This is a genomic window from Myxococcus faecalis (genome assembly GCF_050039385.1).
Lineage (GTDB): Bacteria > Myxococcota > Myxococcia > Myxococcales > Myxococcaceae > Myxococcus > Myxococcus fulvus.
The window spans coordinates 5,453,315-5,470,291 of record NZ_CP144336.1; the positions used below are offsets into that span (position 1 = coordinate 5,453,315).

Annotated in this window: 12 protein-coding genes; 6 read left to right on the forward strand and 6 right to left on the reverse strand. The window is 70.6% G+C overall.

The window, feature by feature from the left end:
- Window positions 1-5: 5 nt before the first annotated feature.
- Genes VZQ01_RS21865 through VZQ01_RS21875 form a run of 3 tightly spaced genes read left to right on the forward strand, consistent with a single transcriptional unit; the run spans window position 6 to window position 5,251 of the window.
- The gene (locus VZQ01_RS21865; RefSeq protein WP_223783827.1) at window positions 6-2,411 is read left to right on the forward strand and encodes an ABC transporter permease; all 2,406 of its coding nucleotides are present in this window, start codon (window positions 6-8) and stop codon (window positions 2,409-2,411) included.
- Window positions 2,412-2,444: 33 nt separating this feature from the next.
- The gene (locus VZQ01_RS21870; RefSeq protein WP_223750399.1) at window positions 2,445-3,896 is read left to right on the forward strand and encodes a sigma-54-dependent transcriptional regulator; all 1,452 of its coding nucleotides are present in this window, start codon (window positions 2,445-2,447) and stop codon (window positions 3,894-3,896) included.
- The gene (locus VZQ01_RS21875; RefSeq protein WP_426748902.1) at window positions 3,893-5,251 is read left to right on the forward strand and encodes a sensor histidine kinase; all 1,359 of its coding nucleotides are present in this window, start codon (window positions 3,893-3,895) and stop codon (window positions 5,249-5,251) included. The genes VZQ01_RS21870 and VZQ01_RS21875 overlap by 4 nt, the downstream gene beginning before the upstream one ends.
- Window positions 5,252-5,258: 7 nt before the next feature.
- On the opposite strand, the gene VZQ01_RS21880 is transcribed toward VZQ01_RS21875, so the two are convergent.
- The 3 genes from VZQ01_RS21880 to VZQ01_RS21890 form a co-directional block, all read right to left on the reverse strand.
- The gene (locus VZQ01_RS21880; protein WP_223783829.1) at window positions 5,259-5,699 is read right to left on the reverse strand and encodes a VOC family protein; all 441 of its coding nucleotides are present in this window, start codon (window positions 5,697-5,699) and stop codon (window positions 5,259-5,261) included.
- 773 nt (window positions 5,700-6,472) lie between these two features.
- Complete coding sequence (locus VZQ01_RS21885; protein WP_426748903.1) at window positions 6,473-6,745, reverse strand: hypothetical protein; 273 nt, start codon at window positions 6,743-6,745, stop codon at window positions 6,473-6,475.
- A gap of 129 nt (window positions 6,746-6,874) precedes the next feature.
- Window positions 6,875-7,399, reverse strand: a complete 525-nt coding sequence (locus VZQ01_RS21890) for a hypothetical protein (RefSeq protein WP_223783830.1) — start codon at window positions 7,397-7,399, stop codon at window positions 6,875-6,877.
- 587 nt (window positions 7,400-7,986) lie between these two features.
- Here VZQ01_RS21890 and VZQ01_RS21895 point away from each other — a divergent pair.
- The 3 genes from VZQ01_RS21895 (at window position 7,987) to VZQ01_RS21905 (ending at window position 12,017) form a co-directional block, all read left to right on the forward strand.
- Window positions 7,987-8,562, forward strand: a complete 576-nt coding sequence (locus VZQ01_RS21895) for an imm11 family protein (protein ID WP_426748904.1) — start codon at window positions 7,987-7,989, stop codon at window positions 8,560-8,562.
- A 117-nt stretch (window positions 8,563-8,679) separates the two neighbouring features.
- Window positions 8,680-11,253, forward strand: a complete 2,574-nt coding sequence (locus VZQ01_RS21900; RefSeq protein ID WP_426748905.1) for a glycoside hydrolase family 15 protein — start codon at window positions 8,680-8,682, stop codon at window positions 11,251-11,253.
- Between the two features lie 68 nt (window positions 11,254-11,321).
- On the forward strand, window positions 11,322-12,017 hold the full coding sequence (locus VZQ01_RS21905; RefSeq protein WP_426748906.1) for a hypothetical protein: 696 nt from the start codon (window positions 11,322-11,324) through the stop codon (window positions 12,015-12,017).
- A 57-nt stretch (window positions 12,018-12,074) separates the two neighbouring features.
- On the opposite strand, the gene VZQ01_RS21910 is transcribed toward VZQ01_RS21905, so the two are convergent.
- From VZQ01_RS21910 to VZQ01_RS21920, 3 genes are all read right to left on the reverse strand, one after another.
- Window positions 12,075-12,731: a hypothetical protein gene (locus VZQ01_RS21910; protein WP_426748907.1), complete on the reverse strand. Its 657-nt coding sequence runs from the start codon at window positions 12,729-12,731 to the stop codon at window positions 12,075-12,077.
- Window positions 12,732-12,821: 90 nt separating this feature from the next.
- Window positions 12,822-14,105 (reverse strand): hypothetical protein, encoded by a 1,284-nt coding sequence (locus tag VZQ01_RS21915; RefSeq protein WP_408888750.1) that lies wholly within the window; start codon window positions 14,103-14,105, stop codon window positions 12,822-12,824.
- A 1-nt stretch (window position 14,106) separates the two neighbouring features.
- Complete coding sequence (locus tag VZQ01_RS21920; protein WP_426748908.1) at window positions 14,107-16,866, reverse strand: TonB-dependent receptor; 2,760 nt, start codon at window positions 16,864-16,866, stop codon at window positions 14,107-14,109.
- Window positions 16,867-16,977: the final 111 nt, after the last annotated feature.

Sequence of the window (16,977 nt, forward strand, 5' to 3'; positions counted from 1 at the left end):
ACGCCATGCTGAGCGACCTGTCGATGGACGTGAAGTACGCCCTGCGGACGATGCGCCAGTCGCCCGTCTTCACGGTGGCGGCGGTGCTGGTGTTGATGCTGGGCATCGGCGTGACGACGGCGCTGTTCAGCGTCGTGGACGCGGTGCTGCTGCGCCCCCTGTCGTTCCCGGAGCCGGAGCGACTGGTGGTGCTGTCCAACGCGCGGCCCGGGAAGTCCCTGGCGCGCTACAGTCTGCCCAACTACGAGGACGTCGCGCGGCGCTCCACGCAGCTGCGCTCGATGACCGCGTACGGCCAGCGGCTGATGAACCTCACCGGCCAGGGTGACGCCGAGCAGCTGCGCGGCGCGGTGGTGGTGGGGGACTTCTTCGGGGCCTTCGGTACGAAGCCGATGCTGGGCAGGACCTTCGCGCCCGAGGAGCGCGCCGCGCCGCTGACCGTCATCTCGTACGCGCGCTGGCTGAAGGAGGGCGGCGGCGCGGGCGTGCTGGGCCGCACGCTGACGCTGGGCGGTCAGCCCTATACGGTGATTGGGGTGATGCCGCCGTCCTTCGACGCGCCCTCCCTCACCACCGAGGTCTGGGTGCCCTTCGACAGCCTGCCGGGCGCGGCCACGTCGGATGAGCGCACGCAGCGGGGCTTCCGCTCCTTCGCCGTCGCGGCGAGGCTGGCCCAGGGCGCGACGCTCGAGTCGGCCCGGCACGAGCTGGAGGGCCTGCGCGAGGAGCTGCTCGCGCGGGACGACACCACCCTGGGGTTGCGGGTGGTCCGCTACGACGAGCACCTCACCCAGGGCGTCAGCCTGCTGCTGTGGGTGCTGCTGGGCGCGGTGTCCCTGGTGCTGCTGCTGGCGGCGGCCAACGTGGCGCACCTGCAGCTCGCGCGGGCGGCGGCGCGGCAGCGGGAGATGGGCATCCGCGTGGCGCTGGGCGCCGGGCGTGGCCGGCTGATGCGTCAGCTCCTCACGGAGAGCGTGCTGCTGGCGCTGATGGGCGGGGTGGGCGGCGTGCTGCTGGCGCTGTGGATCACCGATGTGTTGATGGCGCTGGGCGCCGACAAGCTGCCCCGCTCGGGCGAGGTGGTGGTGCATGGCCGCGTGCTCGTCTTCGCGCTGGCGGTGACGCTGACCACGGGCGTGGGCGTGGGGCTGGTGCCGGCGCTCCAGCGCACGCAGCTGTCGCCGGCGACGGTGCTGGGGCGCGGAGCGACGGAGACGTCCCGCGGGCGCGCGCACGCGGCGCTGGTGGTGGCGGAGGTGGCGCTCGCGCTGATGCTCGTCACCTCGGCGGGGTTGATGCTCAAGAGCTTCTGGCGGATGTACCAGTCCGACCCGGGCCTGGACCCGGCGGGCGTCTTCGTGGCCCGGCTGGCGCTGCCGCAGGGCCGCTATGACACGCCGGAGCGGACGGAGGCCTTCCATCGGGAGCTGACGGCGCGGCTCTCCGCGCGTCCGGAGGTCGCTGGCGTGGGCGTGGGCGAGAGCCTTCCGGCGGGGGGCTCCATCTCGCGCTCGGGTTACTGGAAGGAGGGCTCCGAGGATCCACCCGTGCGTCCCGACGCGCTCATCAACGCCGCCACGCCGGGCTTCCTGGAGGCGCTGCGCGTGCCGCTGCGGGCGGGGCGGCTCCTGACGGAGGCGGACGGAGCGAAGGCGCCCCGGGTCGCGGTGGTGAGCGAGCGCTTCGCGCGCGAGGTCTTCCCGGACCAGGACCCGATTGGCCGCCGCATCTCCTTCGGAGGTGACGACGAGCAGGGCAACCCGCTGTGGACGACGGTGGTGGGCGTGGTGGCGGACGTGGCGTACGCGGGGGTGGAGACGGGGCACGAGCCCACCGCGTACGTCCCCATGGCGCAGGAGCCGACGACGGACGGGCAGCTCGCGGTGCGGGCGGCGCCGGGCCTGGACCCGAGGACGCTGGAGTCGGTGGTGCGCGAGGAGCTGCGCGCGGTGGACTCCTCGGTGGCGCTGGCGCGCGCGAGCACGCTGGAGGAGCGGCTGGCGATGGACTTGGGACAGCCGCGCTTCCGGGCGGTGCTGCTGGGGGCCTTCGGCGTGCTGGCGCTGGTGCTCGCGGCGGTGGGCATCTACGGCGTGATGTCGTACTCGGTGGCGCAGCGCTCGCACGAGATGGGGGTGCGGCTGGCGCTGGGCGCGCGCGGCGTGGACGTGCTGTGGCTGGTGGTGGGGCAGGCGCTGCGGCGGGTGGGGCTGGGGTTGGGCCTGGGCCTGCTGGGCGCGCTGGCGGCCCATCGCATCATGGAAGGGCTGCTGTATGGCATGGGCGCGCTGGATGTTCCGGTGTTGGCGGGCGTGGCGCTGTTGCTCCTGGGTACCGCCTGGCTGGCGAGCTGGCTTCCGGCTCGCAGGGCGGCGAGCGTGGACCCCGCATCGGTGCTTCGTCGCGGCTGAGTCCCTTCCTTTCTGGCACTCTCTTTCTCCTGGATGACCTCCGTGTCCGAATCACTCTCCGTTTCCGTTCCCACCCCCGTCCCTGCGTCGCCGGCCCTGGTGGCCGCCGCGAGGCCCTCGCGCATCCTCATCGCGGACGACCAGGCCGACGTGCTGGAGGCCCTGCGCCTGCTGCTCAAGCGTGACGGACACACCGTCGTCACCGCGCAGTCGCCCGCGGGAGCGCTCGCCACGCTGGAGGCCGAGGACGTGGACCTGGTCCTGATGGACCTGAACTACGCGCGCGACACCACGTCCGGCAAGGAGGGCATGGACCTGCTCGGCCGCATCCGCGCGCAGGACGCGTCGCTGCCGGTGGTGGTGATGACGGCGTGGAGCAGCGTGGAGGGCGCGGTGGAGGCCATGCGCGGCGGCGCGCGCGACTACGTGCAGAAGCCGTGGGACAACACGCGGCTGCTCGCCACGCTGCGCACGCAGCTGGAGCTGAGCCGCGCGCTCAAGCGCAGCCGCCGGCTGGAGGAGGAGAACCAGCACCTGCGCCGGGGACAGGGCGGGCTGCCGAACCTGGTCTCCGAGTCGCGCGCGATGATGCCGGTGCGCCGCATGATTGAGCGCGTGGCCCCGTCGGCCGCCAACGTGCTGGTGACGGGTGAGCACGGCACGGGGAAGGAGGTGGTGGCCAGGCTGCTGCACGCGTCCTCCACGCGCGCGGACCGGGCCTTCGTGGCGGTGAACTCCGGCGGCCTGTCGGAGGGGGTCTTCGAGAGCGAGCTGTTCGGCCACGTGAAGGGCGCCTTCACGGACGCGAAGACGGACCGCATCGGCTGCTTCGAGCTGGCGGACGGCGGCACGCTGTTCCTGGACGAAATCGGGAACATGCCGCTGTCGCAGCAGGCGAAGCTGTTGCGCGTGCTGCAGACGGGGGAGCTGCACCCGGTGGGCTCGTCGAAGACGCGGCGGGTGGACGTGCGCGTGGTGAGCGCGACGAACGTGGACCTGCCCAAGGCGGTGGCCGAGGGCCGCTTCCGCGAGGACCTGCTGTACCGCCTCAACACGGTGGAGGTGCCGCTGCCGGCCCTGCGGGAGCGGCGCGAGGACATCCCGCTGCTGGCGGCGCACTTCCTGGCCGAGCACGGCAAGCGCTACGGGCGCCATGACGTGCGGATGTCGGCAGGGGCGCTGGAGGCGCTCTTGTCCTATCCGTGGCCGGGCAACGTGCGCGAGCTGGAGCACGCGGTGGAGCGCTCGCTGTTGATGGCGGTGGGCAACGAGGTGACGGCGGAGGATTTGCTGCTGCGCCGGGCGGGGCGTGAGGGGTTGTCGCGGCTGGAGGAGATGACGCTGGAGGAGGTGGAGCGCTACCTCATCGAGCGGGCGCTGGCGCGGCATGAGGGCAACGTGAGCGAGGCGGCGAAGGGGCTGGGCCTGTCACGCAGCGCGCTGTACCGTCGGCTCCAGTACTACGGCATCAAGGGAGCAAGGTGAGGCGCGAGCGCGGGCCCTGGCCACATGACCTGCAGGTGCTGGCCCTGACGTGGCTGGCGGGACTGCCGGGCGGGGTGGCGTCGCTCGCGCTGGTGTGGACGGGAGACTTCTCGTCGAAGGTCCGCTGGACGCTCACCACGCTGGTGGTGGGCATCTTCCTGGGCGTGGGGCTCCTGGTGCGCGAGCGGGTGATGCGGCCGCTGCACGCGGTGGCGAACCTGTTGGCCGCGCTGCGCGAGGGGGACTACTCGACGCGCGGGCGTGGGGCTCGGGCGGGCGACGCGCTGGGCGAGGTGCTGCTGGAGGTGAATGCGCTGGGCGACACCTTGCGCGAGCAGCGACTGGGTGCGCTGGAGGCGGGGGCGTTGCTCGAGCAGGTGATGGAGGAGATTGACGTCACGGTGCTGGCGTTCGACGTGGCGGGGACGCTGCGGCTGGTGAACCGGGCGGGTGAGAAGCTGTTGGGCCAGCCGCGCTCGCAGCTGATGGGGAAGGGCGCGGGCTCGGTGGGGCTGGCGGACCTGCTGGAGGGCCCGGCGCCGCGCAGGCTGTCGCGCACCTTCGCGGAGGAGGGCGGGCCGTACGAGCTGCGGCGCGGGGCGTTCCGTCAGGGCGGGTTGCCGCATCACCTGGTGGTGATTGCCGATTTGCGACTGGCGTTGCGCGAGCAGGAGCGCGAGGCGTGGCGCCGGCTGGTACGTGTGTTGAGCCATGAAATCAACAACTCGCTGGCGCCCATCCAGTCCATCGCGGAGGCGCTGCGGGACACGCTGGTGATGGAGCCCAGGCCGTCGGATTGGGAGGACGACGCGAAGAGCGGACTGGGAATCGTGGCGAGGCGCTCGGAGGCGCTGGCGCGGTTCATGTCCGCGTATGCGCGGCTGGCCAGGCTGCCGCCGCCGGTGTTGCGAGGCGTGGAGGTGGATGGGTGGGTGCGGCGCGTGGCGGCGCTGGAGCACCGCAAGCCCGTGGCGGTGCGGACGGGGCCGTCGTTGGTGGTGCGGGGGGACTCGGACCAGCTGGAGCAGTTGCTCATCAACCTGGTGCGCAACGCGGTGGACGCGGTGCTGGCGGAGCCGCGCGGTGGCGACGTCTGGGTGTCGTGGGCGGTGTTGTCGCCGGGGGCGGTGGAGGTCTGGGTGGAGGATGAGGGCCCGGGGCTGGCGGACACGGGGAACCTGTTCGTGCCGTTCTTCACGACGAAGCCGCAGGGCAGCGGCATCGGCCTGGCGCTGAGTCAGCAGATTGCCGAGGCGCACGGTGGCACGCTGCGCCTGGAGAACCGTCCGGAGGGACGTGGGTGCCGGGCGCGGCTGAGGCTCCCGCTGGAGGGGCGCGCGGCGATGGTGGGGTGAAGGTGCTTCAGCGGAGCTCCTCGGCCAGGGCGACGATGATGCCCGAGGGGCCTCGGAGGTAGCAGAGCAGGTAGCGGTCCTGGTAGCGGGCGACCTCGCCGACGAGCTCGGCGCCGTGTTTGCGCAGGCGGGTGACGACGTCGTGGATGTCGTCGACGGCGAACATGATGCGACGCAGGCCCATGATGTTGGCGGGAGCGTTCTTCGGCTCGCCGTGGGTCGCGGCCGGGTGGTGGAACTTCGTCAGCTCCAGGCGGGTGGGGCCATTCGGGGTCCGCATCATCGCGATGTCGACCTGGACGTTCTCGAGTCCGACGCAGCGGTCGACCCAGTCACCGGCGACGGGCATCTCGCCCTCGAGCTCCAGGCCCAGCTCGGTGAAGAAGGCGATGGCCGCCGGGAGGTCCTCGACGACGATGCCGATGTTGTCCAAGCGCTTGACGGTCATGTGTTCGTGCCTGGGGGTGAAGGGGGCCGGCGGACAGCATCGCTCAGTGGGGCCAGGTACACGGCATGAAGATGCGTGTGAGTCGTTGCCCGGTGGGGCGTTCGAGCAACTGCAAAGGCAAGCGCCGTGAGCGGGTGGGTCCCAGGGGACACGATTGTCAGGCTGGCACGCCTGCCCGAGGATGGGGGTGGCTCGAACATCCCTGGCTCGCACAGCTCCACGAAACGGGAGGGCTGCCATGAAGTGCTTCAAGTGGTGGGTTTTGGCCTGTGCTGTCGGTCTGGTGATGGGATGTGGAGGCGCGTCGACCGAGGTCGCTGTGGAGGGCGAGGTGCTGGAGTCGTCCTCGCAAGAGCTCGCGGTCTGTACCGCGCTCTGTTCCTCGGGCTCGGTCAGTTGTCCGACGGGGACCTCGACGTGCACGACGACGGACTACCAGGGCGTGACGTGCGACGGGGTCTTCATGCCGTGCCCCTCCTCGCCGCCTGGGTGTATTGACGATACGCCCTGCAAGTTCGTGCACCGGACGGAGTGCGGAGAGGAGACGAGGAGGCGGTGCTGCTATCCGGTCGATATTCCTGGAAGCTGCGTCTGCCTGGGGCGATGGCAGTGCGATCCGGATTGGCCGTAGCGGGTTGGCCTGTAAGTGATTGAGTCGGGCACCTCGAGTGAGCGATTCGAGTGTTCGCCCGGGGTGTCTTTCATGGGCGGGACTGTTCTTCCGGTCGCTGGCTCGCCGCGCGAGAAGCCACGCGGCGAGGAACGGGCGACGCTCAGAAACCGCAGCAGGTGATGTACTGGTCCTGGCACACAGCGCGGCACGCGGTGTCGCCGTTGCAGCCGGCGACACAGGCGACCCGGGCCGGGCCGCAGTACGAGGGGCACGCGGCCGTGGGGCCCGGAGGCACCAGCTCCTGCGCGGTGTGCGCGGCGACACAGACCTGCTCGCTGGCATCCAGGTTCGTCACCTCGGCACCGCTCGTGGCGACGACGCCCATCAGGCCCACCAGCATCACCACCGCGGACATGAACATCTTGTTCAGCATGGGGCTACCTCCAGGTTGTGTGGAACCGCGCCTGCGCTGCCTCACGTGAGCCCGAGGGACTCACGCGTGACTGGCGTTGCGTGCATTCCAGCACAGAGCCCTGCCCTGGAGGGACGGGTGTCCGGAGACTCAGGCCACCTGGGCGCCGGTGTCGGGCGGGGCGTCGTAGGTGGGGGTGAGGTCGACCACGTTCACGGTGACCAGGTGGTAGACGATGACGTTGCTCACCCAGAAGAACATGGCCGCGTAGTGCACGTAGATGAGCGGCGAGCCCGGCCACACCTGGAGGGGGTGGTCGAACATGTTGGCGGCCATGTAGCCACCGAACCACTCGCCCATGAAGCAGGCCACGGCGCCGATGCCCACGCGCGTCCAGACCTTCACGCGGCGCGGGTAGAACCAGAAGTAGTGCAGGGTCCACAAGAGGCCCACGCACCCGGCCCACAGAATCATGCTGCCGAAGGAGAACCAGTGGTACGGCGACTCCGGGTAGTGCCACCCCCAGTCGCCGTTCATCCATCGCCAGGCCACGTTCTGGGACAGCTCCATGAACCAGAACAGCGGTGCCACGTAGAGCACCTGCGTCATGAGGACCCTGAGGAAGCAGCTCAGCGTCTTCCAGAGTCTCACCGTGGACCCGTCGAGCGAAATCATGCCTTTGTCCCCCCCGTGTCTCGGCCTGGTTGACCGAGGGCCGTGCACTTCACAGAACGCAAGAAGTCGCATGTCTTGAGACGAACGTGGGCGACAACCCGTTGTCTCCTGACGCCAAGCCGGTGCGCGCGGATGCCGCGATGCACGGCGTGCCCTGTGTCACGCGCGCGTGAAACCCGAGGGGACGCGGGGGCTTACGGTGTCTCGATGGGAAAGGCGCCGTGCGTCAGAAGCCGCGGCTCAATGCCGTGAACGGCCACGGACCTGCAGTAAGCGCGGAGCAGGGCTGTAGCTCGTGATCGAGTGTCCGCGCCGTGGCGGTTCCGGGGATGGTTGCGCCAGCGCTGCCCGGCTGTCTGCGCGCACTGCCTTGTCGTCAGTGTGGATTGCCCGACAGTTCATCCACTGCTCATGGGCCACGAGTTGGAGAGCCCCAGGATTGGTAGCACCCCGAATGCACGGTCGGCATGGACCAGGAGCGCTGCCGAGCTCGCTGGCGGAGCAACTTGCCAGGAGCGCATAGAGTCTCATGGGTGACGGGTCCGAGTTGAGAGGTCTCTTCGTGCAGAGCGCTCAAGAGTAGGGACATGGCACAGCGCTACTTCGACCTGAGCATGGACGAATACGTCAAGGGGCGGTGGTACCTCGACGACCCGACGTCAGTGACAGGTCAGGCGTTGGAGGATGTCTGGATCTTCTCGGATGGGCGGCCCATCGCGCCACAGGCGCAGCTGAGAGTGCCCATCTCTCGTCCAGGAATACCGCTCGATATCGAGTTTGCCGGAACAGGGTTGGCACCTGTCGTGAGCGGGCGTGTGGCGTCCATCTTCCGCGAGATGGCACCAGACGATGTGCAGTTGTTCCCGGTGGAGGTCGAAGGAGAGTCGAGCCCCTATTTCATTTTGAATGTCGCTCGGACCATTCGCTGTATCGATGATGCAGCTTGCCGTGAGGTGCAGCTCTACACCGCGGACGACAAGCTGCATGCGGACCGGGTGGGCGAGTACCGGTCGGTCATCGGTCTGCGAATCGACCCAGCGAAGGTCGTGAATGCGCGCGTGTTCCGACCCTGGGGATGGCCCGCGGCCCTGATCGTCGACGAGGAGCTCAAGGACGCGCTGGAGGCGAACGGTATCTCGGGAGGACGGTTCGACGAGGTCTGAGCTGCCTGGCAACTCGTCGCCGGAGCGGACCACCGTCACGGGTCCACGGGCACCCGTGACACAGGGAAGCGACGTACCCGGTTGGCCTGGGGCGGGAAGCACTCCAGAATCGGCGGCATGAAGCGTCTCCCCCACCTGTGTCGCGCCCCCGCCCGGGCCTTGACCCTCCTCCTCGCTGCCCTGCTGTGTGGCCTCGCCCTGGAGGCTCGCGCCGAGGTCGCGGTCCGGCGCACCTTCACCAAGCTCGCCTCCTCCAACGGCCACGGCGCCGTGATGCTCGACCTGGAGCAGAAGAAGGTCTCCCACTTCCGTGAGCACCTCTTCGCCACCGAGGAGCCCGTCATCGACGGCGTGGGCAACGACGTCTTCGTCCGCGGCCAGCCCCAGGTCGTCCACGCGCGCGATGTCCTCTTCGACGCGTTCTTCGGCCTGCGCTCCGGCGGCTCCCAGCGCTGGCTGAGCGCCCAGGACGTGGACCTGGACGCGAGCGGCTACGCCCCCTGGGCCTCCGGTGAGAACGGCGGCACGGGCCTCGCGCGCATGGTCCAGCGCGTGGGCACCCTCGAGGTGACGACCTACGTCTTCGCCCCCCAGTCCGTCCCCCACGCCGCCTTCGTCATGGCCCTGCGCGTGCGCAACACCGGCACCGCGCCCTCCACCGGCGTCAGCGTCTTCTCCCTCCAGAACTTCCACCTGGGCTACGGCCGCCCCGGCGTCATGTCCGACATCGACGAGAACGGCGAGACGGTGGAACTGAGCGGCAACGACTTCGTCGAGAAGGGCTTCGCCGGCGTCGTCGTGGGCCGCCCCCTGGGCGCCGTGGCTCGCAAGGCCGCGTGGATCTCCACCGCCACGGGGGCCGCCAATGGCTACAACGTGGTGCAGAGCGGCGGCGGCCAGGACCTGCAGGACTTCACCGCGCAGCCCTCGGCCGCCAAGGGCTGGGCCACCGCCTACCAGTTCAACCTGGGTGACATCGCCGCCGGCGCGGAGAAGTGGGCCGGCGTCGCCTTCGTGCACTTCGGCAACCCCGAGGGCTCCGCCACCGCGCGCCAGTGGCTGTCCGACTACGTGGGCACCTCCGACGCCAAGGCCCTGGTCGACGCCGAGGTCGCCCGCTGGGCCTCCTTCCAGACCGACACCGTCAAGGTCCCCACCGGCTTGTCCGACAACGAGGAGACCCTGCTGCGCCACTCCGCCGTCGTGATGCACATGGCCCAGGTCCGCTCCAGCGAGGCCTGGCTGCGCGAGTTCCTCTCCCGCGACGGCGAGCCCCGCGCGACGCGCTTCAAGGCCCCCAATGGCTCACCGGCCACGCTGCCCGGCCTGGTGAAGCACGCGGGCAAGGGCGCGGTGCTCGCGAGCCTCCCGCCCGGACAGTGGACCTACGCATGGATTCGCGACGGCGCCTACGCGGCCGCCGCCATGGCCACGCTGGGCATGAACACCGACGCGCGCGAGGCGCTGTCCTACTACCTCAACGCGGACAGCGGCCGGTTCCAGAACTGGCGCGAACTGCAGCCGTACTCCATGCCGCCCTACATCATCACGCTCACGCGCTACCACGGCTTCGGCGTGGAGGAGACGGACTTCAACGAGGCGGGGCCGAACATCGAGTTCGACGGCTTCGGCCTGTTCCTCTGGGCGCTGCGCCACTACGAGCGCACCACCGGAGACGTCACCCTCGTCGACCAGACGTGGCCCACCGTGTCCACGAAGGTGGGTGACGCGCTGGTGGCGCTCATCGACCCGCAGACGGGGCTCATCCGCGCGGACTCGTCCATCTGGGAGACACACTGGAACGGACGGCAGCGCTCGTGGACGTACACGAGCCTCACCGCGGCGCGCGGCCTGTGTGACGCGGCCGCGCTCGCCGAGCGCGTCGGTGACACCGAGCGGGCCACGCGCTACCGCAACGCCGGCGAGTCCATCCGCCGCGCGATGGCGGAGAAGCTGACGGACCACAACTTCGCGCTCGGCTCCAACCTGGAGGAGGTGCGCTCGGGTCGCGGCTACTGGGACGCGGCGGTGCTGGACGCGTTCGCGTTCGAGCTGTTCGACCCGGCGGGGAAGATTGCTCGCGAGACGATTCGCGGACTGGACCTGCGCCTGTCCTCTCCCGCGGGCGCGGGCTGGTCGCGCAACGATGACCGCTATGACCACACGGGCGGCGCGGACCTGAGCCCCTGGGGCGGCGAGTACGACAGCGCGGAGTGGGTCATCGTGAGCCTGCGCGGCGCCATGGCGAAGCGGATGGCCGGAGACCCGGAGCGCGCGGAGCGGGTGCTCAAGTGGGTGACGGACCAGTCGCTGAAGAACTACCTCGCGGTGTCCGAGACGTATGACGAGCTCAATGGCACCTACAAGTACAACTCCCCCATGGTGGGCTTCGGCGCGGGGGCGTATGCGCTCGCGCTGGCGCACCGCGCGGAGGGCACGGCCGACCCGGCGTGCGGCGCGTACCTGGACGAGAGCACCATCACCAAGACGCCCGACGCGGGCCCTGGCATGCCCGACGCCGGCCCGGGGACGCCCGATGCGGGCAACCCCGGCCAGCCCGACTCGGGTTCGTCCGAGGAGCCCCAGGTGACGGGGGGCGGCTGCAGCGCCACGGGCCCCGGCGCGATGGCGCTGTGGCTGATGCTCTCGCTCGCCGGTGTCACCGCGCTCACGCGCCGTCGGCGGGCCTGAGGCTCGCGTCACTGCGCGCTCCATCCCACGCGGATGGAGCGCGGCGAACCCCCCATCAGGGAGCCGCCATGAAGCGCCTGAAGAACCACTACGCCTGTTGGGGTCTGTTCCACGATTGGGATGATGCGCGCGCCGACTTCCAGCGGCGAGCCGTGCTCGAGATTCGTGCAGGCAAGCCGTCGGTGCTCGCTCCGCTCCCGCCCGAGAAGCTCGCCGAGCAGCCTGAGGCGTTGGTGGTGATGATGAATCCGGGCTCATCGGCGCCGAAGCCAGGCTTCGGTTCGCGCGAGCATGCGGGGCTCCTGGTGCCCACCAAACCCGACGCGGTCCAGTACCGGATCATGCGTGTCATGGAGGCCGTCGGCATGACCCATGTGCGGGTCGTGAACCTGTCCGATGTTCGCGCGGCCAAGAGCGCCGACCTGTTCGCGCTCATCAGCAAGGGCGCGACCCACGCGGACCTGGGGTGCGTATTCGCAGAGGCGAATGCGGCGATTGGCACCGACGTGCTGGGCGCGCCGCTCGTCATCTGCGCATGGGGCTTGGACAAGCGGCTCGCGTCGCTCGCAGTCGAAGCGCAAGCCTGGGTCGACGCCCAAGGTGTCGCGACCGCGGGTTGTCGCAGCGACGAGGAGACGGACTTCCCCGCGTGGCGTTATCCGAAGCCGGTTCGCAACTGGGCACTGGCGCGGGCATGGCTGGAGAGCGTGACGGAGCAAGTCTCGGCGCTGTACGCGTCCACGCCGACTTCCGCTCAATCCTGACGACTTCCTCGCCGAGCCTCGTCGGGTTCGGCGAGGCGGTGCGGTGAGCCGAGAAGCTCAGCGGCGCGAGTCCTTGCGCGCCTGCGTGCGCCGGTTGCGACCCTGGACATGGGACGCGCGCCGCATCGAGCTGAAGCCCTGCTGCTTGCGAGCCCCACCCTTGCGGCGCTGGGCCTTCATCTCGCGCACCGAGCCCGTCGCGGTGCGACCCGCGGCGCTCATGCGGCGCACGGGCTTGCGCCCACCCACGGCTCGCGTCGCCGTGCCCGTGCGCGTCCTCCGCGCGCCGCCCGTGGTCCGCGTCGCCGTCCGAGTCCGTCGCGTGTTCCCACCCGCGGCCCTCGTCGTCCTCCTGGCCCCCGTGGCCTTCCTCGTGACACGGGCCCGCTTGGCCATCATCGCCTCCTGGCGGTCCAGCATCGCCAGGCGCTTCTCGAAGCGCATCAGCGCCTGACGGAAGTAGGTGGCCTTGCGCCGCGTGTTCGCGTTGCCCTCGGCGCGCTTGGAGCGCGTGGGCGTGCGCCTGCCCAGGGCCTCGCGCCGCTGACGCGTGGCCAGGCCGTCATACTTGTCCATCAGCCGCCGCGCGCGCTGGATGCGACCTCGCAGCTCGCGGCGGGACAGCTCCATCAGATTGCGGGGCGCGCTGGCGAGCACGAGCTGGGCTTCGTTCTCCGTCAGCAGGGACATCTTCTTCTCGGGCGTCGTACGCAAGGGCCTGCTCCTTCGAGGCAATGTGGACTACCTCGCGCAACGTCGACACGTGTCCCCCGGGCAGCAACCTGCTCTCCAGGGCGATGGCCCCTACTCGAACACCGAGAGCTCCGAGAGCGCGGAGATGGGAATCGTCCACGAGCCTCCTCCCGCGAACACCCGCAGGCGCACGAAGCGCACCGGCACCTCCCCCGTCAGCGCCACCTCGACGAAGCGCGCCGGACGCTTCATGTCCAGCGGCCCATCCCCATAGGGACTGTCCTCCTCCGTGTGGTCGAGCGCCGTGGAGAAGCTCGGCTCTCGTATCGCGTCGTCGTCGTAGTTCTCGTACGGCGCGCTCCCCAGCGTCGCCCAGCTCCCTCCATCCAGGCTGCCCTCCACCTGGAAGAGGAGCTGGGGCGTGGCGCTCAGATGCAGCTCCACCTCCCGGATGACGGCGTGCCGGGGACGGATGGGGGCCTCCCACTGGAGCACCACCTGGTCCACGCCGGACCCCACCTCGCCCTGCGTGGTGCGCACCTTGCGCAGCAGACCATCCGTGTACGGACACGGCTCGCCCACGGGAGCAGGCGTGCACGCGGCCCCTCGGCTCACGGGGTGCAACGTGCCCACGGGCACGGGGACACGCGGACCCCGCCACTCCACGCGGAACGACACCGAGCTGTCATTGGAGGCCAGCGGGCGGAAGATCCACGTGCCCAGGCTCACCGCGCGCACCTGCGCCTCCACCCCGGCGAAGTCCTCCAGTTGATAGGGATTGGGACGCCAGGGCGCCGCCGCGTCATGGACCTCCCAGAGCCTTCCTCCCGGGCCATGCAGCTGGACCACCGGGTAGGGCGTCCACGGCTCGATTGCCACCAGGTCCGGCGAATCGCCCGACTCCCATTGCATCAACCGCCCCGAGGGCGGCAGCGGCGGCACCGGCGGCGCCGCGTCGAACGACAGCGCGAGCCCTTCCGCGCCCCGCCCCACCGTCAGGTTCGGCGCCCACGGGCGCAGGGGAGGAATCTCCACGTCGTCCTCGAAGACGAAGGACGTGTAGACGCCATGCCCCGCCTCGAGCGGCGCGGCCAGCCGGAAGCGGTACTGCGTCCGCTCGTACTCCCCCTCCTCCAGGGCGTCTCCGTGGAGCACCTCCAGCGTGACCTGGCCCCCACCCTCGCTGCGAGCCTCCGTGTAGGGCTTGAAGCCCTCGTTCTCGGGGTGCTCGTAGCTCGGCTGGCGCGTGCGCTCCAACGTCAACGCGACGTCCGGGCGCGGCGAGCCATCCAGGTGTTGCAGGAGGCCGTAGACGAAGACGGGGTCCTCCGGCTTGCGGTCGCAGCCCGTGACGAGCAGCGCGACGAGGGGCAGGCAACGAAGCAGTCGCGGCATGTCAGTAGGTCCCCTTCGCGCCGAGCAGCGGCAGGATGATGGGAAAGCGCGTGGGCTTGCGCTCGGGGCGCAGGGCCTCGTCGAAGCCGTAGTCGTACGCGAACACCTCCTGCCGCGCGGACACGTTGAGGATGTCCAGGTACGCGTCGAGCGTGAAGTCCTCCATCGCCCAGGACTTCGCCACGCGCAGGTCCACGCGGAAGAACGCGTCCAGGCGCTCGGCCTTGTCGCGGTCCTGTCGCACCCAATCCTGCGTCCCGTCCGCGTCCGTCACCAGGCGCTGCGTCAGCGTGGTGATTTCGCCGGACTCGGGGCGGCCGGTGTTGAAGTGCACCACCGTGCCCACCGTCCAGTTGTTGCCGAGCTTGTAGCTGAGCGCCGCGTTGAGCACGTGCGCCTGCTCGAAGGCGAAGGGCAGCGTGCCCTCCACCGTCTCCACCACGCGGTCATCATCCCCGTACCGGTCGAAGCGCACGCGCCGCTTGCTCTGCAGGAAGCTGTAGGAGACCCAGCCGAACCAGTCCCTCCCCAAGGGGTGTCGCGCCATCAGGTCGATGCCGTACGCATACCCGCTCGCGGACGGGTCCGGCGTGTCGAGCCCCCGGCGACGGCGGTTCTCCACCACCTGCCGCAGGTCCAGCTCCACCGTGCGGGTGAGCGGGTTGTAGAAGACGTCGCCGCTCAGCTCCAGGCCCTCCATCGCCTTCCACTCGGCGCCCACGTCGAACTGCAGGCCCTCCTGGAGCCCGTGGCGCAGGCTGGACGTGTCCACCGCGGGCAGGTGCACCAGCACCGTGGGCGTCTGATGGAAGACGCCCGCGCCGCCCTTGAGCACCAGCGCGTCCGTGAGCTGGCGCCGCACCGTGAGCCTCGGCTCCGCCACCGTGTGGTTGATGCCGGGGGACAGGTGGTAGTTGTCCACGCGCACGCCGGGCTGCACCAGCCATCCGGGCGCGGGCAGCCACGTCGCGGAGAGATACGCGCCGGAGAACAGCGCCAGCGAGGACGGGCTCTTGAGCGGGTCCGTCGTCTCGCCGGGCCGGCTGCCGGGAGGAATGCCGGTGCCCCGGATGTCCGTGGCCGCGCGCCGGTGCTCGAGGTCGCCCCCGACGGCGACCTCCAGCGTGTCGCTCAAGCTCCGCTTCCAGCCCGCGCGCGCCGCGAAGGTGAGCTGTTCGAGCGCGTACTCACCGACGTCCTGGTAGTCGATGGCGCCGCTCGCCGTGCGGAAGGACTCCTGGCCGGTGAACCCCAGCGCATCCGTGCCGAAGGTGAAGCCCACCTCCGCGTCGCCGCCCGCGAGCGGGTGCGTGCCGCGCAAATCCACGCGGTGGAAGCGCGAGACGATGCGGCCGCCCGTCATGCCCACCCAGTCGAGCGAGGGCGAGGAGCCCACGTCGTCCGAGCTGCCCAGCGCGAACAGCCGCAGCCGCCCCTGGCCCATCTTCTGCTCGACGCGCGCCTGGTAGTCCCAGAAGTCGGCGTGGAGCTTCTCCGTCTCCGCCGAGCTGAGCAGCTTGGAGCCCAGCGTCATCAACAGCGCCGAATAGCTGAGGCGCCCCGCGACGCTGACGGAGGTGCCGGTGCTCTCGAACGGGTACTCGATGAAGCCGCCGGCGTTGATGGGGTCCACCGAGGCGGTGACGTGCAGCCGGTCCTCGCGCGGACGGCTCAGCCGGCCATCCACCGCGCCGCCCAGCAGCCGGCCGTACTGCACCGGCGGCGTGCCCTGGAAGAAGTCCACGGTGTCGATGAAGTCCGGGTGGAGCACCGCCGGCCCGAGCATCAGGTGGTACAGCATGGGGATGCGCACGCCGTCGAGGAAGAAGCCCGTGGCCGCGGGCTGGCTGCCGCGCACCACCGGGTAGCTGATGCCCGAGGCGAGGCTGCCCACGCCGGGCATCAACATCACCACGCGGAACGGGTCTCCCAACGTGCCGGGCACCTCGCGCAGCTCCTGCTCGTGCAGCGTGATTCGCGTCACCTCCGTGCGCGGGCGCTCGTCGCGCACCACCGTCTCGTACGGATTCACGCGGCCGGGCTGCAGCCGGTAGATGACCTGGAGCGCCTGCCCCTCCGACAGCGTCTCCTCGAACGTGCCCGGTTGATGTCCCGGCGCGCGCACCTCCACGCGGTGGACGCCGGGCGGCAGCGCCAGCGTGAAGCGCCCGTCCGCGCCCACCTCGCCCGAGGGCTCGGTGGCGCCGTCGACGAAGAGCGTGGCGTCCGCGAGGGGACGGCGCGTGCCCCGGGCCCGCACCTCTCCGGAGAGGCTCGCGATGGAGCGGGGCACGGGTGCGGGCGGCTCGAAGCGATAGACGAAGGGCAGCCTCACCGCCACCGGCGCGCCGGCGAGCACCGCGGGCGTGAAGCGCAGCCCGGCCGCGGCCTGGCGCGCGGCCTCGGTGAGCCGGGGCTCCTGAGGCGCGGCCACGACCTTCACCCCGGCCACCGCGCCCTCCACGTCCACCAGGAGCTCCAGCGTCACCTCGCCTGGCGTGCCCTCCAGCCCCTCGGGCCACGCGGCCGGGGAGGGCGTGACGAGCGTGGGCGGCTGGAGTCGGGCCTCGCGGCCATCCTCGGTGACACCCAAGCGCTCCGCGTCGTCGGCGGAGAGCACGGTGCCGCCGTCGCTGGCCTGGAGCTGGACCTCGATGGCGCGCGCGTCCGACGCGGGCGAGGGGACGCCCTGGGCGTGCGCGAGGACGGACAGCGTGGTGAGGACGAGCAGCGGGAGGAAGACACCGCGTCTGGAACGCATGAGGCCCCCTTCAACACCCGATGACCGCGGAACTGTCACTCCGGCGAGTCCTCAGGTGGGCGCAGCCTCGCCCCGTCCCTCCGGCGCGTCGAATGGTTTGTTCGATTACGC